Origin of the sequence: Rhizobium sp. BK456 (assembly GCF_014194045.1) — a bacterium.
Lineage (GTDB): Bacteria > Pseudomonadota > Alphaproteobacteria > Rhizobiales > Rhizobiaceae > Rhizobium > Rhizobium redzepovicii.
In genome coordinates this window covers 146392-166458 of record NZ_JACIAO010000012.1, presented here as the reverse complement: position 1 = coordinate 166458, position 20067 = coordinate 146392, and the positions used below count along the sequence as shown (strand labels likewise).

The window sequence follows — 20067 nt, the reverse complement described above, 5'->3', positions numbered from 1 at the left end:
GCTCAGCTATAGAGGCTGACCTCCGGTATCCTGTCGTTCAGCACGAATTCACCGACTTCCTTCGCCTTGTAGAAGACGGGATCGTGCAGCGTATGGGTGCGGACATTGCGCCAGAACCGGTCGAAGCGGTATTTGTCGGCCGTCGAGCGCGCGCCCGTCAGTTCAAAGACGCGCGAGGTGATGTCGAGCGAGACATGGGTGGCGTGGACCTTGGCGGCATAGGCTTCCGCCGCTGCCTCGCCGCGCTCGCGTGCGGTGACGTCGCCGCCGCGGGCAAGGCCCGCCTGCACGGCTGATGCCGCGCTGTCGGCAAGGGCCGCCGAGGCCTTCAGCGCCGCGGTGAATTCGCCGACACGTTCGAGGATATATGGATCATCGGCCGCCCGCTCGACACCGGAGGTGATCCATGGCCGGGTCGTGTTGCGGACGTAATCGACGGCCGCCTGCAGCGCGCCCTCCGCGGTGCCGAGATAAAAGTTGACGAAGACCAGCTGGATAAACGGCGTGTTGAAGGTTGACAATACAGGCGGCGCCACATCAGGTACAGCCGGCTCGCCGACGAAATCCTCCTCGTAGACGGGAAAGTCGCGGAACTCGACGCTGCCGCTGTCCGACAGGCGCTGGCCAATATTGTTCCAGTCGTCGTTGGCGACGTAGCCTGGACGATTGGTCGGCACGGCGAAGCCGGCGATCTTGTCGTCGAGCGCCGCATTGGCATTGATGTAATCGGAAACCCGCGCCGCCGTGGAGAAGGACTTGCGTCCGTTCAGCACATAGCCGTTGCCCCGACGGGTGAGCACCAGACCGGGATCGCGCGGATTGACGGCTGCACCCCAATAGAGGTTCCTGGCGACGGTATCGCTGCCCAGCGCATGGGCGCGCGCCGGATCGAGGGCCCAATAGATGTACTGGCTGTTGACATAGTGGTAGCCGAGCAACTGGCCGATCGAGCTCTCGCCACGGGCGAGGATGCGCACCAGCCTCAGCCCGTCGACCCAATCGAGGCCACCGCCGCCGATTTGCGTGGGATGCAACGCATTGAGCAGCCCGGCATTTTTCAACTTGATGATTTCGGCAAGCGGCGGGCGGCCTTCGCGGTCGAGGTCTGCGGCACGCCTGGAAAGGTCGGCCGAGATATCCTCGGCACGGGCAAAGAGCTCTTCGCGCGTCGGGTTGCGGCTGGCCGCGAAGATGACATTGGATTGGCTCATGGGCGGAACTCCAATTCTCCAAAAAGATGATCCGGCGGAAGCCGCAGAGGCTTCCGCCGGAAGGATCGAAGTGCGTGGTCTCAGAACAGCTTGTCCGGGATCCAGCTGGCGGTCGCAGCATCGCTCGTGCTGAAGGCCGGGATCTTTTCGGCCAGTTCCTCGATCGTCTTGACGCCGGCTGCGCGCAGGCTTTCCTGCGTCAGAAGCGTCGGCTTCACGGTGATTTGGTGAGGAACCGTCTGCCCGGCGATTTCGAGGGCGGCGGCGCGAATGGAGACGGCGCCGACGACGGCAGGATTGGTCGCGACGGTCGCAACCCAAGGGCTGCCTTCCTCGGTGATTTCCTGGATATCGGCCGTCGAGACGTCGGCCGAATAGATCTTGAGCTTGTTTGCTATGCCGAGGTCGTTGGCGGCAAGCTTCACGCCGCGGGCGAATTCGTCATAGGGGGCGAAGACGACTGAAATATCGGGATTGGCGGTCAGCACGGCCTTCGCCTGATCGGCGGTCGAGGTCGCCGTTGTGTCGCTGACATTGCCGAAGCGCGCCTTTTCGACCACGCCTTTATTGTCCGACTTGAACTTGTCCCAGACCTCGTTGCGGCGGTCGAGCGGCGCAAAGCCGGCGACATAGACATAACCGGCGTTGAAGCTGTTGCCGTTGTCCTTCACCACCTGTTCGAGCGCCAGTGATGCAAGCTCGTGATCGCTCTGCTCCACCTGCGGGATCTTGGGGTTGTTGAGGTTGACGTCGAAGGCCACGACCTTGATGCCCTTGTCGAGCGCCTGCTGCACGACGTCGCCGAGCGATTCCGGCAGGCCGTGGTCGATGACGATGCCGGAGACGCCGAGATTGATCGCCTGGAGGATCTGTTCGCGCTGTTCTGCGGCATCCTGCCGGCCGGGGAAGATGCGCAGGTCGATATCCAGCGCCTTGGCCTGGGCTTCAGCCCCCGCCTGGTAAGCCTGGAAGAAATCACCGGCCGAGATGTAGCTGATCAGAGCCACCTTGACGCCACCCTTATCGAAGGGGGCCGGAGCGCCGGACAGACCGTCGGCTTTTGCGCCTTGAATGAAAGTGAACGGAATGACGGCGGCAGACAGTGCGAGCCGTGCGAGGGATTTCATCGTCGCGTTCCTTCTAGCAAATCGGAGGCGTCGTCTGACAGGTCTGGAAGCCCTCGCGACGCGTTGAATTATTAGATATAATCTCTATGTTTTTAGTAGAGTAAATGATCCGATTTTACGTGCTGCAGGAGATTCTTTGTTTCCCGAGGACAGTTCGTGAGGGAAAGGCGTGCCTGGAGTTCGACCGCCCGGACGGGGCACACTCCGGCTTCGAATGCAGTCCCGGACACTATCGATGCCGCTTCTTCACATTGAAAATATCACCCGCAGTTTCGGGTCGACGCGGGCGCTTGCCGGTGCCGATCTTTCGATGGACCGCGGTGAGATCGTGGCGCTGATGGGTGCAAACGGTGCGGGCAAATCGACGCTGGTCAAGATTCTTTCCGGCGTGCTTCCGGCCGATAGCGGCGCGATCAATCTGGATGGTCGTCCGTTTGCGCCGCGCAGTCCGGCCGAAGCGGCAAAGGCCGGCGTCGTCACCGTGCACCAGTCGACGGATCTCGTCGGTGCCGCCGGCCTGACGGTTGCCGATGCCCTGCTGCTCAACCGGTTCGCCGATCGCAGCACGCCCTTCTTCGTCTCGCGCGTCGGCGTCCGCCGTGCCGCGCAGTCCATGCTCGATGCCGCCGGCTTCAGTCTGCCGCTGGACCGTGATTTCGGTGAACTCACCAGCGCCGATCGGCAGCTGGTGGCGATCGCCCGGGCGCTTGCCAACCGCGCCGATCTTCTCATTCTCGACGAGCCGACGGCAAGCCTTTCCGGAGAAGAAAGCCGGCGCCTCTTCGATATTCTGCTTAGGCTTCGCAAGCGCGGACTGGCGATCCTCTATATCTCGCATCGTACCGCCGATCTCGAAGCCATCGCCGACCGCGCGCTCGTCATGCGCGGCGGCCGCGTCGTCGGCACTTTCTCGCGGCCGATCGATTTTTCGAGCGCCATCGAGACGATGATCGGCCGCAGACTGGAGGCGGCTCGGCCGGATGCGCGGCCTGCGACCGGTCCGGCGATTTTCGAGATGCGCGATATCAGACTGCTCTCTGGGGCCACCTCCTTCGATCTGTCATTACATGAGGGTGAGGTGGTGGCGGTGACCGGTGTGCTCGGCGCCGGCAAGAGCCGGCTGCTCGAGGCGATCTTCGGCGTGACGGCGCTTGCCGGCGGCACAATGTTCCTCGATGGCCGGCCGTACCGGCCGAAAAGCCCGGCTGATGCAATCGCGGCGGGTGTCGCCATGGCCGCCGAAGACCGTCATCGCTCCTCGCTGATGCCGCCGGCATGGCCGGGCCATTCGCTGTCGGCGACGATCAGCCTGCCGCATCTTGGCAAATGGTATCCGAGCGGCTTCCTCGTCGGCGGCCGTGAACGACGCGAGGCCGAACAGGCAATCGCGCGTCTCGGCATCAAGGCCGCGGGTCCGTTCGCCTCGGTCTGGTCGCTGTCCGGTGGCAACCAGCAGAAGGCGGTGATCGCTCGCTGGGAGGCCGAACCGAGCCGGCTTCTGTTGCTTGACGAACCCTTCCAGGGCGTCGATGTCGGTGCCCGTCACGACATCATCCGGGCAATCCGCGCCCGCACCGACCGGGCGACGCTGATTGCGACCTCCGACCCGGAGGAGGCCTATGAGGTGGCCGACCGCATCCTCGTCATCGACCGCCACGTGTTGAGGCCCGCGGCAGAGGGGGCCGCTCTTGCCTCTGCCATCCAGGGAATATCCGCATGACGACGATCGACGACGACACACTTCCACAGGCAAGCGTCCGGCCGAAGGCATCGCCGCAAGCCGATAACGGCCGTCTCGCCGCCCTCGGGGCGTTCCTGCGGGCGGGCGCGGTGTTCATCCTGCTGGCGCTGCTCATCGTCGGCTTCACCATTGCCCAACCCGCCTTCATCAATATCGCCAATCTGATGAGCATCTTGCAGGCGGTGTCCGTCGTCGCCATTCTCGGCGCCGGCGTCACCGTCACGCTGGCCGTCGGCGGTTTCGATCTGTCGATCGGCGCGGTCGCCGCATCCAGCGTGATGGCGGCCAGCTATGCGATGATCGTCTGGGGCCTTGATGCCTATGCGACGGTGCCGCTGGTGCTCGCCTTTGGCGCTCTGGTCGGCCTCGTCAACGCCTTCCTCATCGTCCGCCTGAAGGTGCCGGATCTCTTGGCGACGCTGGCGATGATGTTTCTGCTTTCCGGCCTGCAGTTGATCCCGACCGCCGGCCGGTCGATTTCGGCCGGCCTTACTCTACCCGACGGGTCGAAGGCGACCGGCGCCTACGATCCGGCCTTCCTGCTGATCGGCCGCTACAGCATCCTCGGCACCCTGCCCGTTTCGGTGGTGCTGATGGCGGTGGTCGCCATCGCACTCTTCATCCTCACCGAACGCACCCGCATCGGCCGGCTGTTGTTTGCGACCGGCGGCAACGAGGTCGCGACCCGGCTTGCCGGCGCTTCGACGGTGCGGCTGAAGACGCTCGCCTATGTCCTATCGGGCACGCTGGCATCGCTCGGCGGCATCGTGATCGCCGCCCGCGTCGGGCGCGGCGACATTTCCTCCGGCGGTTCGCTGCTGATGGATTCTGTTGCTGCCGCGTTAATCGGTTTCGCCGTCTTCAATCTCAGGCGTCCCAACGTGCTCGGCACCATTGCCGGCGCCGTCTTCGTCGGCGTCCTGCTGAACGGCCTCACCATGCTGAACGCTCCCTACTACACCCAGGATTTCGTCAAGGGCGCCGTGCTCGTCGGCGCACTCGCCCTCACCTATGGCCTCGGCCGCAGCAATCCCTAATTCCAAGGAAGAAAGACATGACCCGCGAAATCAGGCTGAACGCCTTCGATATGAATTGCGTCGGACACCAGTCGCCGGGGCTCTGGCGCCATCCGCGTGACAAGTCCTGGACCTACAAGGATCTCGACTATTGGGTGCATCTGGCAAAGACGCTGGAGCGCGGCAAGTTCGATGGACTGTTTATCGCCGACGTGCTCGGCGTCTACGATGTGCTGAGCGGCAATGTCGACGCCGCACTTCGCCATTCGGCGCAGGTGCCGGTCAATGATCCGCTGCAGCTGATCCCCACCATGGCCTACGAGACCGAGCACCTCGGCTTCGGCCTGACGGCGTCGCTCTCCTTCGAGCACCCCTACACCTTCGCCCGCCGCATATCGACGCTCGACCATCTAACGAAAGGGCGTGTCGGCTGGAATATCGTCACCTCCTACCTCAACAGCGGGGCGCTCAATATCGGCCAGCCGGCGCAGACGAAGCATGATGACCGCTACGATCTTGCCGAGGAATATCTCGAGGTCTGCTACAAGCTCTGGGAGGGAAGCTGGGAGGACGGCGCCGTCATCCGCGACCGGGAAAGCGGTATCTTCACCCATCCTGACAAGGTCCACCCGATCCGCCATTCCGGCAAGCATTTCAACGTGCCCGGCATTCACTTGAGCGAACCCTCGCCGCAGCGCACGCCAGTGCTCTACCAGGCCGGCGCCTCCAGCCGCGGCAAGGATTTCGCCGGCGCCCATGCCGAGTGCATCTTCGTCGCATCCCCGTCGAAACCTGTGCTGAAGCGTTACGTCGCCAATGTCCGCGAGGCGGCCGAACGCGTCGGCCGCAACCCGCGCGAAATCCTTGCCTTCAACCTGCAGACCGTCATCCTCGGCGAAACGGATGCGGAGGCACAGCGGAAGTTTAATGAATACCGCAAATACGCCTCCTTCGAGGGTGCGCTGACGCTGATCTCCGGCTGGACCGGCATCGATTTCGGCCAGTTCGGGCCGGACGAGGTGCTGCGGCACCGCCATACCAATGCGGTGCAATCGGCCGTCGAAACCTTCACCACCATCGATCCCACCAAGGAATGGACGGTGCGCGAAATGGCCGACTGGGTCGGCATCGGCGGTTTCGGCCCGGTTTTCGTCGGCTCGCCGCAGACGGTCGCCGATCTGATGCAGGAATGGATCGAAGACACCGATGTCGACGGCTTCAATCTTGCCTATGCCGTGACGCCCGAAAGTTTCGAGGACGCGGTCGATCTGCTGGTACCGGAACTGCAAAAGCGCGGCGTCTACAAGACCGAATACGCCAAAGGAACGCTGCGCGAAAAGCTCGGGGGAGCAGGGCCGCGGCTCGTCGCGCCACATCCCGGCGCCGCATATCGCAATCTCTTCGACGCGCCCGCACGTGTCGCCGCCAACGGCTGAGCGAATAATGGCTGGGTGACAAAAAATATCTCGCCCAGTCCGACCATTCGAATCTAACCTCTATGACAATTTGCATTTCGCCCTGAATATGGGCACTCGATTTTCACCGATCAGGAGAGGTCATGACCGTACCATCTATCTCGCGGCGCACGCTGATGAAGGGCACCGCCCTGCTCCTTGCCTCGACGGCGCTCGCCCGGCAGGCGCTCGCGCAGACCGCGCCCGCCGGCGGCCGGCTGATCGTTGCAGCCGATTCCGAGCCGAAGAACCTCAATCCCGCCATCGTCGCCTCGAACGGCGTATTTTTCGTCGCAAGCAAGGTGATCGAGCCGCTCGCCGAAGCGTCGTTCGACGGCAAGGATGGGCTTTCGCCGCGTCTCGCCACCTCCTGGGAAGGCTCGACCGATGGCCTCTCCGTCACCTTCAAGCTCCGCGACGGCGTCACCTGGCATGATGGCAAGCCGTTTACCTCGGTCGATGTCGCCTTCTCGGCGCTCAACGTCTGGAAGACGATGCAGAATCTCGGCCGCCTGGTCTTTGCCAATCTTCAAGCCGTCGATACGCCCGACGATTACACCGCCATCTTCCGCTTCTCCAAGCCGACGCCGTTCCAGCTGATCCGTAACGCGCTGCCTGTTGTCACCAGCGTCGTCGCCAAGCACATTTTCGACGGCACCGACATCGCGACCAACCCTGCCAATAACACGCTGATCGGCACCGGTCCGTTCAAGTTCGCCGAACACAAGCCCGGCGAATATTACCGGCTGACGCGCAACGAAAATTACTGGGACAAGGAGCAGCCGAGACTCGACGAGATCATCTTCCGCGTGCTGCCCGACCGCGAAGCGGCGGGTGCAGCACTCGAAGCCGAGGAAATCCAGCTTGCCGCCTTCTCGGCGGTGCCGCTCGCCGATCTCGACCGTATCTCCAAGGTCGCCGGGATCAAGGTGGTTTCGAAGGGCTACGAGGCATTGACCTACCAGCTCGTCGTCGAGATCAATCACCGCCGCAAGGAGCTCTCCGACCTCAGGGTCCGTCAGGCAATCGCCCAGGCGATCGACAAGAAATTCGTGGTCGACACGATCTTCCTCGGTTACGCCGCAGCCTCGACCGGCCCGGTGCCGAAGAATGCGCCGGAGTTCTATACACCCGATGTCGCGACCTATGCGTTCGACCCTGCTGCCGCCAACGAAATCCTCGACAAGGCGGGTTACAGCCAAGGGCCTGACGGCAACCGCTTTTCGCTGAAGCTTCGCCCCGCGCCCTATTTCAACGAGACCCGGCAGTTCGGCGATTACCTTCGCCAGGCGCTCGCCGTGATCGGCATCAATGCGGAGATCGTCAATGCCGATGCGGCCGCGCACCAGAAGGCTGTTTATACCGACCACGACTTCGACCTTGCCGTCGGTCCGCCGGTCTTCCGCGGTGATCCGGCGATCTCCACCACCATTCTCGTCCAGTCCGGGACGCCAGCCGGCGTGCCCTTCTCCAATCAGGGCGGCTACGTCAATCCGGAGCTCGACAAGATCATCAAGCAGGCCTCGGAGACTGTCGACACGGCGGCGCGCACCGATCTGTACCGCAAGTTCCAGCAGCTCGTCGTCGCCGATCTGCCGCTGATCAACGTCGCGGAATGGGGTTTCATCACCGTCGCACGCGACAGCGTGCTCAACGTCGCGGATAACCCGCGTTGGGCTGTCTCGAACTGGGGCGATACGGCGCTGCAATCGTGATAGGATCGGCGGCAATTCTCTTCCAGAGGCCCTGTCCGGCGTGAGACGTGCAATCATCCTCCTGAGGCGCAGGGCGATCAGCAGCATTCCGGTGCTGCTGATCGTGGTGATCTTCACCTTTTTCCTGCTTGAATCCGCCTCGGGCGATGCCGTCGACGCCTATCTTGGCTCGATCGGCGGCGGCGATGCCGCACTTAGGCAGTCGCTGCGCGAGAGCTACGGCCTCGACCAATCGATGTTCGCGCGCCTCTGGCTCTATCTTTCCTCGCTCGCACGCTTCGATCTCGGCTGGTCGGTCGCCTTCGGCCGGCCGGTCGGTGCGCTCATTGCCGAACGCCTGCCCAATACGCTGCTGCTGATGGGCAGCGCGACGGCGCTATCCTTCGGCCTCGGCTCAGCGCTCGGCATCCTTGCCGGAGCGCGGCCGGGCGGTCTGCGTGAGCGGCTGCTGTCGATCGGCTCATTGATCGTCTATGCCATTCCGAGCTTCTGGCTCGGCCTGGTGCTGAGCATCGCCTTTTCGGTGAAGCTGCGCTGGTTTCCGATCGCCGGCGTCGAGACGATCGCTTCCGGCAAGACGGGTTTTTCGCGCGCGCTCGATATCGCCGATCATCTGGTTCTGCCGGTCGGCGCGCTCGCCCTGATCTATCTCGCCTTGTTCCTGCGGGTGATGCGCAGCGGCATGGCCGAGGCCTGGAAGCTTGAATTCGTGCTCTTCGCCCGGGCCAAGGGTCTGTCGCGCAGCCGGATCGTGCTGCGCCATGTCGCGCGCAACGCGCTGCTGCCGCTCGTCACCATGCTCGGGCTGCAATCGGCGGCCATGCTCGGCGGCAGCGTGGTGATCGAGAGCATCTTTGCGATCCCGGGATTCGGGCGGCTGGCGCAGGAGGCGGTCAACGGCCGCGACGCGCCGTTGTTGATGGGCATCATCGTCACCAGCGCCGTCCTGGTCATCTCGGTCAATTTCCTCGTCGATCTCGTCTATGCCGCACTCGACCCGCGCATCGGCGCATCGGAGGGCGGCGCATGAGCTGGCTGCGGCGACTGCTGCGCACGCCGGAAGGTGCTGCAGGATTTGTGATCCTTCTCGTCCTGCTTTCGGCCGGGCTGCTCGCTCCGGTTATTTCGCCGGGCGATCCGCTGAAAATTGCCGGCCGCGCCCTGCTGGCGCCGTTCACCGATCCCGCCTTTCCGCTCGGCACCGACCGTCTCGGCCGCGACGTGCTGGCGGGCCTGCTTTATGGCGCGCGAACCTCGCTGGCCGTCGGCATGGCGGCGGCGTTTGCGGCCATGGTGCTGGGGCTTTGCGTCGGCCTGGCTGCCGGTTTTGCCGGCGGGCTCATCGATGAGGCGCTGATGCGAGTGGTCGACGCCTTCCAGATCGTGCCGGCCTTCCTGCTCGCCTTAGCTTTCGTCAGCACCATCGGCGTGTCGACGCCGGTTGTCGTCCTTGCCATCGCACTCGGCACCTGGGCCGATCCGGCGCGGCTGACGAGGGCGCAGGTGCTGGCGATCCGCGAGCAGGATTACGTCGCCTCGGCAAGGGTAATCGGCATGCATCCGGCCGAGATCGCCTTCCGGGAAATCCTACCCAACGCGCTGCCGCCAGTGCTGGCGCTTTCGGCCACCATCGTCGCCGGTGCGATCCTCACCGAGGCTGCGCTGTCCTTCCTCGGCCTCGGCAATCCCAATATCGCCACCTGGGGTTCGATGATCGCCGAGGGCCGCAGCGTGCTGCGTTCGGCATCCTATCTCTCGGTCATACCGGGTGCGGCACTCGCCGTCACCGTGCTCGGCGTCCATCTCTTCAGCGAGGGTCTCGGCAAGGCGCTTGGCGATGACGGCGTGAGGGCGGCATGAGCGGGATTTTTTTGAGCCTGCGACAGCTTTCGGTCACCTATGGGCGCGGCAGCAGCGGTGCGGCCGCGCTCGACGATATCGACCTTGATATCGTCGCCGGCGAAAGGCTGGCGATCATCGGCGAAAGCGGTTCCGGCAAGAGCACGCTTGCCCGCGCGATTGCCGGTCTGCTGCCGGAGGGAGCGACAGTCCGCGGCGAGATACTTTGGCCCGGCCTTGGCCATCCGACCCGCGCAGGCCGCGATTTCGGCTTCGTCTTCCAGGATCCGGGCTCCAGCCTCAATCCCGTTTTGACGATCGGCGAGCAGATCGCCGAGGGCGCCAGGCGCCATCTCGGCCTCAGCTGGAAACAGGCCTATGTCAGGGCCGAAGAATTGCTTGAGCGGGTACGGATACCGCAGCCCGACAAGGCGATGCGGGCCTTTCCGCATCAGCTCTCCGGCGGCCAGCGCCAGCGCGTGGCGATCGCCGCAGCCATTGCCGCTAGACCTGCGCTGCTGATCGCCGACGAGGCGACCAGCGCGCTCGATGTTGTCGTCCAGGCCGAGATCGTCCGCCTGCTCGACGGGCTGGTGCGCGAGGACGGCATGACGCTGCTCTTCATCACCCACGACATCGCGCTGGCCTCCGGCTTCGTCGACCGCATCGCCGTCTTCCGCAATGCGAGGCTGGTCGAGGCAGGCCCCGTCCGTTCGGTGCTTTCGGCGCCCAAGAGCGACTATACCGCCGCCCTGATCGCCAGCCATCGAGACCTCGCGACGCCGCCGCTGATCGTGGAGGTGCCGTCATGAACGACAGGCTGCTTTCCATCGAAAACCTGTCGAAAGGTTTTTCGTCTGCGGGACGCCGGATTGCCGCTCTCGATAATGTGTCGCTCACCATCGCGGCCGGGGAAACGCTCGGCCTCGTCGGCGCTTCCGGCAGCGGAAAATCGACATTGTCGCGCATCCTGCTGCGGCTCCTCTCGGCCGATGCCGGTTCGATCCGCTTCGAGGGAGAGGATTGGCTCGCGCTGAATGGCGCGCCGTTGCGCCGCCGGCGGGCGCGTATGCAGATGGTGTTTCAGGATTCGCTCGCCGCCTTCAATCCGTTGGCGAGCGTTGGTGCGGTGCTCGACGATCCGCTTCGCATCCACGGCGTCGCACAAAACCGGCGCTCGGGCGAGATCGTCGAGCTGCTGGAGCGCGTCGGCCTTACCGCAGATCATGCCGCCCGGCCGGTGCGGGTACTCTCCGGCGGCCAGCGGCAGCGTGTGGCGATTGCGCGTGCGATTGCGACACGGCCCTCGTTGCTGGTGCTCGACGAGGCAGTCTCGGCGCTCGATGTGACCGTGCGTGGCAGGATCCTCGAGATCCTGGTCGATCTGCAGAAAGAACAGGGCATTGCCTGTCTGTTCATTTCGCACGATCTTGCCGTGGTCCGGGCCGTCTCCCACCGTATCGCCGTCATGGATGGCGGGCGGATCGTCGAGACCGGTCCGGCCGCGGCGGTCGTCGCAGCGCCGCAATCCGAGGCTGCCCGTGCGCTCGTTGCCGCCGTCCCCCGTCTCGTGACCGATCCCTGCTGAAGGAAGTATCCATGTCCGATCTTGGTTGGAATCCCCTGCATGGCGTGCCCTCCTATCCCGCGGAGCGCTACGCCGTCCTTGCCGACAGGATCGGCGGCATCTTGCGCAGCCGCAACGATATATTGCTGGTGCAGGCCGAGGCGGTGGTGGCGCTGGAGGCGGCGGCGGTCAGCCTTGCGCGCCCGGGCCTCACAGCACTGAACATCATCACCAGCTCCTATGGCGGCTGGTTCGGGCAATGGCTGCGACGGGGTGGCGCGGCGGTCGCCGATATCGTCGCCGAACCGGGCCTGCCGATCGAGATCGAAGCAGTCGCCAAGGCGCTCCAGACGGGTCCGAAGTTCGATATGCTCGCTCTTGTGCACGCGGAATCCGCGAGCGGCATTCTCAATCCGCTGCCCGAGATACTGGCGCTTGCCCGGGCTCGTGGCATCGTCACCGTCGTCGACGCCGTCGCCTCGGTCGGTGGCCACGGGCTCGATGTCGGCGACCTCGGCATCGACATCGCCGTGATCGGTCCGCAGAAGGCGCTCGGCGGGCCGGCCGGCGTCTCCGCGCTCTCGGTCAGCCGTAGCGCCTGGGATCTGATTCTCAGAGATGGTGCACCGCGCGATTCGATCTTGTCGTTGGCCGATCTGAAGACCTGGGTCGACAGCGGGCGACGCGGCCTGCCGGGAACGCCGGCGCCGCTGGAATTCTTCGCACTGGAAACGGCGCTCGACCGCGTCAAGGCCGAGGGCATGGGGAATATCGTCGCCCGTCATGTGCTTGCGGCAGCGGCGACACGGGCGGGACTTGCCGCACTCGGAGCCCCGGCCTGGGTGCCGGCAGCAAGGGCGTCGAACCTGGTGACGGCGGTACCGGTGCCGGAGGCACTGGCGCCTGCCGCGCTGATCGCAGCCGCCGGGCAGTTGGGAGTCGAGCTGACCGAAGGCGTCGGAACTGGGCCGGCCCGTCTCTTGCGGCTGAACCACACTGGTCCGCGCGCCGCATTCCAGACGGTGCTCTCGAACGTCGTGGCGTATGGCGCGGCCCTCAGGCAGACCGGCCATCCCTCGGATATATCAGCCGCTGCGGAGGCAATATCCGCAGCCTACAGCCGATGAAAGCCGTATTCGGCCCTTAATAATCATGGCTCATCAAGGCAGGAGAGTGGTATCGCGGAGACTTGGTGCAAATGACGAAATTGCTGGATGCGCAGGGCCTGGAGATTTCACATGAGGGGCATCGCACCCGCCTGAAATGGCACCGATTGCGCAAGCGGTTTTCCGACCCGCTGTTTTCCGCCGAAGTAATGGCGGAGGGCTTTGCGGCGGGCGCCTCTATGGAGCTCGATCTGCGCGTCCGCGCCGACGGTGGGTTCGTCGTGCTGCACGACAGGGAACTCGAAGGCGAGACGACAGGACATGGACCGGTCGCCGAAAAGAGCGTCAGTGACCTCAGCGATATCAAGATGCAAGAGGGCGACCGGCCGCTGATCCTCAGCGAGGATCTGGCTGCCATGATGCAATCGACGCATCCAGCCGCATTGCTGCAATTCGACATGAAGGACGACTACGAAGCGATCGGCGCCAGGGGCGTCGCGCATCTGGCCACGCATTTCCGCGATATCGCCGCCTCGGTGATCGTCAGTGGCGACAGTCTCGACCTCATCGTCGCGGTCAAGGAGAAGCTTCCCCATCTCCTGCGCGGCATCGATCCGACCAACAAACTCTACGATATCAGGATGGCCGACGGCTGGAAGGCGGTCGAGACGGAACTGCGCGCTGACCTGCGCGGCCCGTCCGAACCGGACACGATCTATCTGCACTGGCCGCTGATCCTTGATGCCGCCAATGCGGGGCTGGATATGATCGCGCTTTGCCAGGACGAAGGCAAACGTGTCGATGCCTGGACTTTCACCCTGAAGGATCGGGAGGCCGGCTTCAGCGAAGAGGAATGGCAAAGCTTTTCGGCGCTGACGGCCCTGAAGCCGGATCAGATCACCACCGACGAGGCGCCGGCGACCGAACGCGCCTGGCGCCGCCGCATGGCGGTTTAACCGGCGAGCGTTGGAGCATGATGTCGTCCAAAAACTGATCACACTTTTCAGCATCATGCACTTAGTCGCATGTTTTGCGTAATTTGCATCATTTTAAACTTCTGATGCTATCCATATCCAGCAGACAACTGTTGGTGTCCGATATGCAAGTTGTTGATACTAAAGCAATTGCGCAACAAGCAAATTCCAGCTTGCAGGAAGCGTGGCATTTTGGGTGTACGGGCCGATCGGTTGAGGCACTCACACTGGCCGGCGAAATTCTTGCGGATGCCAAAGCGCGGGGCGACGATCGGCTCGCCGCGCAATGCGACACCGACATTGCTTGGTATTGTTTTCAGATCGGCAAGGCCGAACTTGGACTGACGCATGTCCGCCGGGCGGTAGACTTCTGGAAATTGACCGGGGCGCGCAAACAGGAATCCTGTGCCCGCGCTTATTTCGGATGGCTGCTCTTGGAACTGGGCTTGCCGGAGGAAGCAATCGAAGAAGCGACCCGCGCCTTGGATCTGGCCGACAAAGCCGCGGACTCGCAAGCACAAAGCCTGGCCACTAACGTCATCGGAATTATCTTCTGGTGCAACAAACAGCCCGATCGGGCCATCTTAATGAGCGAGAGGTCCGTCGAGCTCGCCAGATCGATCGGAAATAAGAACTATGAATGCTGGTGGCTCATCAATCTCGGCGGCGCTCATTCGGAAGGCGGGTATATCGCGCGGGCGCTCGGCCAGCCGGAGGAAGAACACCAGATGCTGGTCAGAGCGCTGGAACTGACCGAACAAGCGCTCGACATCGCAATCGAGATCGGCGACAGCTGGGCCGCTCGCCTCTGTCTCGGCAACCAAGCCGAGTTCTACAGCCACCTGGGCGAGCATGACAAGGCGCTCCGATGCATGGGCCGCTATAGGCTGTTTCAAGAGAACAGCTATGTCAGGGACAGGCAGCAATATCTCTACACTTTGGGCCAGATCTACAACAATTCCGGAAAATTCACCGAAGCCCTGTCGCCGCTTCTCGAGGCGGTGGAGCTGATCGACGCCGGCGGCAGTTTCGATTCCTATGTGCAGATCTATCTTTATCTGTCGCAGGCCTATGAGGGGCTGGGGCAGTTCGATCAGGCGCTGGAGGCCCATAAGAAATACCACCAGGCCTATTTGCGCAATAGCGCCGAGAGTACCCAGCGGCGCGCACGTCTCGCCGAAATCTACTATGAAACCAAACGGTTCAAGGAAGTTGCCGAAACGGAGTCGAAGCGCGCAGAAACGCTGGAGGCCTCCTATCAGAAATTGCAGGAGCAAACCGATATCCTTGCCAATGCCGTCTATCTGGACGCACTGACCGGGCTCTATAATCGCAAATATCTCGACAGCCGCTTTAAAGCGCTGACATCTGAGAAACGTCCATATTCGATCGCGATGCTGGATGTCGATCACTTCAAGTCGATCAACGATAACTTCTCTCACATGATCGGCGACCGGGTCCTGAGTGCCATTGGAACTATACTGCGCGGCCAGCTGCGCATTACCGATCAGGCAATTCGCTTTGGCGGCGAGGAATTCGTCGTCTTGCTCGCCGGCACTCCCCGAGGCGCTACCGATATCTGCGAGAAGTTGCGTTCGACCATTGAGCGGTGGGACTGGTCCGAGGTCTGCAACGGGCTGCATGTGACGATCAGCATCGGTGTCGCCGGTAGTACTCTATCCACCAATTCTCCGAACGAGATTTTGGCGATCGCAGATCAGAATCTTTATGCGGCGAAAAAGAGCGGCCGCAATCGCGTTGTTGCGTAACGGGCGTTCCGTAACTTTCGGGCGAAGTTTGCAGTCTCACAAATCGGGCGGATCGCGTCTGGGGAGAGGTGTATCTATAGCCCCTCGATGTCGAGAATGAACGCGAATTCGCCGGCAAGCCCCGGCGAGTAGGCGATGACGGGTCCGCCCTGCGCAAGCAGCCTATCGACCGGCGGCATCGCCACCACAGCGCCGGCCTCTTCGGCGATCAGCGCGCCGGCGAGCATGTCCCAGGCATTGAGGTGGCGTTCGTAATAGAGATCGGCAGCACCCTCGGCGACACGAACGAGGTCGATCGCGGCCGCGCCCATGCGGCGATAATCCATGCCGCGTTCGTGGAGCCGCCGCGAGAGCGCGAGATGGTCGTCGAAGCTCGTCTTGCGGGAATGGCCGAGAATGACAAGCGCATTGGCTGGATCGGCGGTCGCCGCCGCATGGACCGGAACCCCGTCCTTGAAGGCGCCGCCGCCGCGGACGGCGTGAAAGACCTTGTCCTCGGTGGCGTCGTAGACGACGCCGATCTCGACCTTGCCGGCGGCGACGAAGGCGATCGAGACGGCCCAATGCCGGAAGCCCCTGATATAGTTGGTCGTGCCGTCGATCGGATCGACGACCCATGTGCCGCCCTCGCCCGATCGCCCGCCGCTTTCCTCGCCCATGAACATATCGCCCGGAAAGCGTGAAAGCAGCCCGTCACGGAGCGCCTGTTCGGCGTTCCTGTCGGCGATGGTGACGAAATCCTGCAATCCCTTGTTCTCGACGGTCAGCGTGCCGGGATTGGAGTCGCGCCGAAACCGGGCCGCTTCCCGTCCGGCCTCGAGGGCGGCTGTGACGGCGACCTCCGCCCGTTCACGGATGGCGGCGGCATCGAATGCGGGATTCATCAGGCAGTCCTTCTTCTTATCAGCGTTATCGGCGTGAATTCGACGCGCGCCGTCAGGTCCGGTTCAGCCATCCGGCTCATCAGCAGATCGACCGTTTGTTCGGCCTGGAGATCGCAGGGTTGGCGGATGGTCGTGAGGTCGTAGGCGGTCCAGCTCGCCTGGGGGATGTCGTCATGGCCGATGATGGCGAGCGGCGGCGCATCGTCGCGGCTGCGGCCCTGCATGACCCGGTCGACAACGCCGCAGGCCATGTAGTCGTTGGCACAGAACAAGCCGTCGATGCCGGATGCGGCAAGCTCGCCGGCCGCATCATAGCCGCTCTTGTAGTCGTTGATCCTGACCTGCAGCAGCTGCGCATCGACGCCAAGCTGCTTGCACCGCGCGATGAAGGCTTCGCTCCGCCGCCGCGCCGTATAGGATATTGCGGGTGCGGCCATGACGGCGAGCTTTCGCGCGCCGCTGTCGATCAGATGGGCGGCGGCGAGATAGCCGGCCATGCGATCGTCGGAGATGATGCGGTCGACGAAGGGGATATCGTTGCCTTTGTTGATCAGCACGATCGGCACGCCTTCGGCAGCACATTGTTCGCAGATTTCGGTCGGCGGTGCGTCGGAGGTGACGATGACGCCGGAGACGGCGTAATGCAGCAGCTGGCCGATGACTGTCGAGGTATCCGCCTCCTGAGAGGTCGGCAGCAGGATGGGGCGGAAATTGCGGGCGATCAGCACTCTCGCCAGGTTCTCGATCTGCAGCGTCCGGAACGGGTTGTCGAGGCCGGCGGCAACGACGCCGACGAGATCGGAACGTTTGTTGGTGAGGCTTCTGGCAAGATAGTTTACCCGATAGCCGAGATCCTTGGCGGCTTGGAAGACCTTCTCACGCGTTTTCGGCGAGACGCTGGCATCCGGCGTGAAGGCGCGCGACACGGCGGCGCGCGAAACACCGGCCACACGCGCCACGTCGAAGGAGGTTACCTTGCGCGGTCCCTTATCCCTGTCTGCCAACTGCTTTTTCCCTCTCTGCCGACGGCCGCATCAGATCGGGCAAATCCGTGCAGATGCCGAGAACCGGAAGCTTCATGATGTCGTCGAGAATACTCCGCCGTTCCTCGTGCCAGAGCACGATCTCGCGGCCGGCCTCGAAGGCGCGGTGCATCAGTGCCTCGGTCACCAGATCCTGCGGCCGCTCGCCTGCCCTTTCCCAGCAGAGATGGAGGATATCGGCGCCGGCCTCGTCACCTAGTGCATGCGGATCATGGCCGACGCGGATCAGCACCGAAAGCGGGAAGTCGCAGCCGGCGTTGCGGAGTTCCCGCACCTGCGCCGTGTCGAAGGAGCCGAGGCAGGCAAATCGCTGGTTCATCTCGGCAAGATGGCGCCAGCAGAGCAGGCCGGTTCCGGGCGCCTTGAGCTCGACATAGAGACCGGTGCCGGTCTCGCGGCCGAGGGCGGCGACCTCCGAAAAACTCGGGACATCGACGCCGTCGAGGGCGGCGAGCTCGGCGGCCGTCATTTCCGAAATGCGGCGGTCGATGCCGAAGACGCGCTCGAGATAGTCGTCATGCGAGACGACGACCACGCCGTCGCGGGTCAGCTGCGTATCGAGTTCCCACATCTCGGCGCCGAGTTCGGCAGCGCGGCGGAAAGCGGCGATCGTGTTCTCGCGCTCATGGCCGCTTGCGCCGCGATGGCCAATGCAGAAGGGCAGCCGGCCCTTGGCCGACGGCCAGCCGTTACGCTCGAAAAATGCCTGGAAATCGCGCCTCATCAGAGCCTCCTGCCATTTTCGTCGAAGACGAAGACGCCACGGCTGTCGATCGCCCAACGGACATCGTCGCCGACGTGAATATCGTTGCGCACCGGCTGGATCGAGCGCAGCAGCGGACCGCCGGCAAGACGTACATCGTAAAGGTTTTCGCGCCCTTGCGTTTCGGCGAAGGTGACCTTGCCGGACACCGGTGTATCGCCTGAAGGCGTGAAATGCTCCGGCCGGACGCCAAGCATCAGCTTGGTGCCCTCGGCGGCGCAGATGGATCCCGGCAGCGGCACGCGGATTTCGCTTTCCGGGATGACGAAGACGCCTTTGTCGACGATGCCGCGCAGGAAGGTGATGGGAGGGTTGCCGAGGAAGCCGGCGACGAAGGCGGTCTTCGGATCATTGTACATTTCGGCCGGCGTGGCGATCTGGACGATCTCGCCTTCCTTCATGATGGCGATGCGGTCGCACATGCTCATCGCTTCCACCTGGTCATGGGTGACGAGGATGGCGGTGATTCCGGTCTCACGCTGCAGCCGGCGGATTTCCGAGCGCATTTCGAGGCGCAGCTTGGCGTCGAGATTGGCGAGCGGTTCGTCGAGCAGCAGCACGTCGGGCTTGCGGATCAGCGCGCGCGCCAGCGCCACGCGCTGCTGCTGGCCGCCAGAAAGCTGCGCCGGACGGCGCTCCATGAGGTTGCTGATATGAACAAGCTCGGAAATGCGCTCGACCTCCTTGCGGATGTCGGCGGCAGGCACGCCCTTCACCTTCAGGGGAAAACCGATGTTTTCGGCAACCGTCATGTGCGGGTAGAGCGCATAAGACTGGAAGACGACGCCGACATTGCGGGCCTGGCTCGGCAGGTCGGTGACGTCGCGGTCGCCGAAGAGGATGCGCCCGCTGGTCGGCCGGTGAATGCCGCAGACCGCAAAAAGCGTCGTCGATTTGCCGCAGCCGGAAGGGCCGAGCAGCGCCAGCATCTCGCCGTCGCCGACTTCGAGCTGCATGTTTTCGATGACCTTGGTGGAGCCGAAGCTCTTCGAGAAATTGTCGAGGAGGATGCGCATCAGCCTTTGCTCCCGCCGCCGTAGATGTTCATGAGATATTTGTTGAAGAGTGCGTAAGCAATCAGCACCGGGATGAGGTAGAAGAGGCCGACCGCCTTGAACATATTGAAATCGTAATTGTTGTCGTCGGCGAGGAAGCCCGCGAGATAGACCGACAGCACCTGCACCTGATTGCCCGGCGCCAGCACCTGCGGCAGGATGAACTCGCCCCAGCCGGCGAGGAAAGAGAACAGGCCGAGCGCCATGATGCCGGGCTTGACCTGCGGCAGCACGAGGCTGCGCCAGACGCGGAAACGCGAGGCGCCGTCGACGACGCCGGCCATTTCGATTTCCCAGGGCACCGTGTCGTAAAAACCCTTCATCAGCCAGATGCCGAGCGGCAGGTCGATCGCCGCCTTCACCAGAATGACGCCGATCAGCGAATTATAGAGGCCGATCATCTGCAGAACGATGAAGATGGCGATGATCAGCGTCACCGACGGGAAGGCGTGCAGCACCATGACGCCGGCGAGGAAGAAGCCGCGCGCCGGCACGTTCAACCGCGACAGCACGTAACCGGCCATCGACGAGACGATGAGCACCAGGCTGGTGGTGCAGGCCGAAAACAGCAGCGTATTCAGCGTCACGTGCCAGATATTTGCCTTGCCTGCCGTCGTCTGCCACAGGAAGCGCCAGTGATTGATCGTCAAACCGGAGGGCAGCAACGCATCCGGTTGTTTCACCGTCACGGTGTCGAGGAAGAGATAAACATACATCAGGAGCAGCGGCAGGCTGACGATCGTCAGCGCCGTGATGACGGGCCAGCTGCGATAATTTGCCGAGGGCTGCGAGCGTTCGGCCAT

At 63.4% G+C, this 20067-nt stretch carries 18 protein-coding genes; 11 read left to right on the top strand and 7 right to left on the bottom strand.

Annotated features, from left to right (window positions below):
• Window positions 1-2: 2 nt before the first annotated feature.
• The gene (locus FHX03_RS28305; RefSeq protein WP_183856491.1) at window positions 3-1211 is read right to left on the bottom strand and encodes an acyl-CoA dehydrogenase family protein; all 1209 of its coding nucleotides are present in this window, start codon (window positions 1209-1211) and stop codon (window positions 3-5) included.
• Window positions 1212-1291: 80 nt separating this feature from the next.
• On the bottom strand, window positions 1292-2338 hold the full coding sequence (locus tag FHX03_RS28300) for a substrate-binding domain-containing protein (RefSeq protein ID WP_183856490.1): 1047 nt from the start codon (window positions 2336-2338) through the stop codon (window positions 1292-1294).
• Window positions 2339-2573: 235 nt separating this feature from the next.
• Between FHX03_RS28300 and FHX03_RS28295 the strand changes: the two genes are divergently transcribed.
• The 11 genes from FHX03_RS28295 to FHX03_RS28245 all read left to right on the top strand — a co-directional run bounded on the left by FHX03_RS28295 (window position 2574) and on the right by FHX03_RS28245 (window position 15519).
• Complete coding sequence (locus FHX03_RS28295; RefSeq protein ID WP_183856487.1) at window positions 2574-4058, top strand: sugar ABC transporter ATP-binding protein; 1485 nt, start codon at window positions 2574-2576, stop codon at window positions 4056-4058.
• Window positions 4055-5116: an ABC transporter permease gene (locus FHX03_RS28290; RefSeq protein WP_064650313.1), complete on the top strand. Its 1062-nt coding sequence runs from the start codon at window positions 4055-4057 to the stop codon at window positions 5114-5116. The genes FHX03_RS28295 and FHX03_RS28290 overlap by 4 nt, the downstream gene beginning before the upstream one ends.
• A 17-nt stretch (window positions 5117-5133) precedes the next feature.
• Window positions 5134-6531, top strand: a complete 1398-nt coding sequence (locus FHX03_RS28285; protein ID WP_183856485.1) for an LLM class flavin-dependent oxidoreductase — start codon at window positions 5134-5136, stop codon at window positions 6529-6531.
• Between the two features lie 122 nt (window positions 6532-6653).
• Window positions 6654-8264 carry an ABC transporter substrate-binding protein gene (locus FHX03_RS28280; protein WP_183856483.1) on the top strand — a complete coding sequence of 537 codons (1611 nt, stop codon included), beginning with the start codon at window positions 6654-6656 and terminating at the stop codon, window positions 8262-8264.
• Between the two features lie 40 nt (window positions 8265-8304).
• Window positions 8305-9294 carry an ABC transporter permease gene (locus tag FHX03_RS28275; protein ID WP_097627892.1) on the top strand — a complete coding sequence of 330 codons (990 nt, stop codon included), beginning with the start codon at window positions 8305-8307 and terminating at the stop codon, window positions 9292-9294.
• Window positions 9291-10124, top strand: a complete 834-nt coding sequence (locus tag FHX03_RS28270; protein WP_183856481.1) for an ABC transporter permease — start codon at window positions 9291-9293, stop codon at window positions 10122-10124. Before FHX03_RS28275 ends, FHX03_RS28270 begins: the two co-directional genes overlap by 4 nt.
• Window positions 10121-10915, top strand: a complete 795-nt coding sequence (locus FHX03_RS28265; RefSeq protein WP_097627890.1) for an ABC transporter ATP-binding protein — start codon at window positions 10121-10123, stop codon at window positions 10913-10915. The genes FHX03_RS28270 and FHX03_RS28265 overlap by 4 nt, the downstream gene beginning before the upstream one ends.
• Complete coding sequence (locus FHX03_RS28260) at window positions 10912-11691, top strand: ABC transporter ATP-binding protein (RefSeq protein ID WP_183856479.1); 780 nt, start codon at window positions 10912-10914, stop codon at window positions 11689-11691. The genes FHX03_RS28265 and FHX03_RS28260 overlap by 4 nt, the downstream gene beginning before the upstream one ends.
• Window positions 11692-11702: 11 nt before the next feature.
• Complete coding sequence (locus FHX03_RS28255) at window positions 11703-12797, top strand: aminotransferase class V-fold PLP-dependent enzyme (protein ID WP_183856477.1); 1095 nt, start codon at window positions 11703-11705, stop codon at window positions 12795-12797.
• Window positions 12798-12868: 71 nt separating this feature from the next.
• Window positions 12869-13732, top strand: coding sequence for a glycerophosphodiester phosphodiesterase family protein (locus FHX03_RS28250; protein ID WP_179867144.1), 864 nt, complete (start codon window positions 12869-12871; stop codon window positions 13730-13732).
• 128 nt (window positions 13733-13860) lie between these two features.
• On the top strand, window positions 13861-15519 hold the full coding sequence (locus FHX03_RS28245) for a GGDEF domain-containing protein (protein ID WP_183856564.1): 1659 nt from the start codon (window positions 13861-13863) through the stop codon (window positions 15517-15519).
• A gap of 74 nt (window positions 15520-15593) precedes the next feature.
• Here FHX03_RS28245 and FHX03_RS28240 read toward each other — a convergent pair whose 3' ends face one another.
• From FHX03_RS28240 to FHX03_RS28220, 5 genes are read right to left on the bottom strand one after another with little or no spacing between them, the layout of a single operon-like run.
• On the bottom strand, window positions 15594-16403 hold the full coding sequence (locus tag FHX03_RS28240) for an inositol monophosphatase family protein (RefSeq protein ID WP_097627886.1): 810 nt from the start codon (window positions 16401-16403) through the stop codon (window positions 15594-15596).
• The gene (locus FHX03_RS28235; RefSeq protein ID WP_097627885.1) at window positions 16403-17407 is read right to left on the bottom strand and encodes a LacI family DNA-binding transcriptional regulator; all 1005 of its coding nucleotides are present in this window, start codon (window positions 17405-17407) and stop codon (window positions 16403-16405) included. The genes FHX03_RS28240 and FHX03_RS28235 overlap by 1 nt, the downstream gene beginning before the upstream one ends.
• On the bottom strand, window positions 17391-18170 hold the full coding sequence (locus FHX03_RS28230) for a glycerophosphodiester phosphodiesterase (protein ID WP_097627884.1): 780 nt from the start codon (window positions 18168-18170) through the stop codon (window positions 17391-17393). Before FHX03_RS28230 ends, FHX03_RS28235 begins: the two co-directional genes overlap by 17 nt.
• On the bottom strand, window positions 18170-19225 hold the full coding sequence (locus tag FHX03_RS28225; RefSeq protein WP_183856475.1) for an ABC transporter ATP-binding protein: 1056 nt from the start codon (window positions 19223-19225) through the stop codon (window positions 18170-18172). Before FHX03_RS28225 ends, FHX03_RS28230 begins: the two co-directional genes overlap by 1 nt.
• Window positions 19225-20067 carry a carbohydrate ABC transporter permease gene (locus FHX03_RS28220; RefSeq protein ID WP_003595691.1) on the bottom strand — a complete coding sequence of 281 codons (843 nt, stop codon included), beginning with the start codon at window positions 20065-20067 and terminating at the stop codon, window positions 19225-19227. The genes FHX03_RS28225 and FHX03_RS28220 overlap by 1 nt, the downstream gene beginning before the upstream one ends.

Bases quoted from the DNA above. Each gene is read 5' to 3' on its own strand.
- FHX03_RS28220 (WP_003595691.1), bottom strand. From the start codon at position 20,067: ATGGCCGAACGCTCGCAGCCCTCGGCAAATTATCGCAGCTGGCCCGTC.
- FHX03_RS28285 (WP_183856485.1), top strand. From the start codon at position 5,134: ATGACCCGCGAAATCAGGCTGAACGCCTTCGATATGAATTGCGTCGGA.
- FHX03_RS28305 (WP_183856491.1), bottom strand. From the start codon at position 1,211: ATGAGCCAATCCAATGTCATCTTCGCGGCCAGCCGCAACCCGACGCGC.
- FHX03_RS28295 (WP_183856487.1), top strand. From the start codon at position 2,574: ATGCCGCTTCTTCACATTGAAAATATCACCCGCAGTTTCGGGTCGACG.
- FHX03_RS28230 (WP_097627884.1), bottom strand. From the start codon at position 18,170: ATGAGGCGCGATTTCCAGGCATTTTTCGAGCGTAACGGCTGGCCGTCG.
- FHX03_RS28280 (WP_183856483.1), top strand. From the start codon at position 6,654: ATGACCGTACCATCTATCTCGCGGCGCACGCTGATGAAGGGCACCGCC.
- FHX03_RS28270 (WP_183856481.1), top strand. From the start codon at position 9,291: ATGAGCTGGCTGCGGCGACTGCTGCGCACGCCGGAAGGTGCTGCAGGA.
- FHX03_RS28300 (WP_183856490.1), bottom strand. From the start codon at position 2,338: ATGAAATCCCTCGCACGGCTCGCACTGTCTGCCGCCGTCATTCCGTTC.
- FHX03_RS28255 (WP_183856477.1), top strand. From the start codon at position 11,703: ATGTCCGATCTTGGTTGGAATCCCCTGCATGGCGTGCCCTCCTATCCC.
- FHX03_RS28250 (WP_179867144.1), top strand. From the start codon at position 12,869: ATGACGAAATTGCTGGATGCGCAGGGCCTGGAGATTTCACATGAGGGG.
- FHX03_RS28240 (WP_097627886.1), bottom strand. From the start codon at position 16,403: ATGAATCCCGCATTCGATGCCGCCGCCATCCGTGAACGGGCGGAGGTC.
- FHX03_RS28225 (WP_183856475.1), bottom strand. From the start codon at position 19,225: ATGCGCATCCTCCTCGACAATTTCTCGAAGAGCTTCGGCTCCACCAAG.
- FHX03_RS28260 (WP_183856479.1), top strand. From the start codon at position 10,912: ATGAACGACAGGCTGCTTTCCATCGAAAACCTGTCGAAAGGTTTTTCG.
- FHX03_RS28290 (WP_064650313.1), top strand. From the start codon at position 4,055: ATGACGACGATCGACGACGACACACTTCCACAGGCAAGCGTCCGGCCG.
- FHX03_RS28265 (WP_097627890.1), top strand. From the start codon at position 10,121: ATGAGCGGGATTTTTTTGAGCCTGCGACAGCTTTCGGTCACCTATGGG.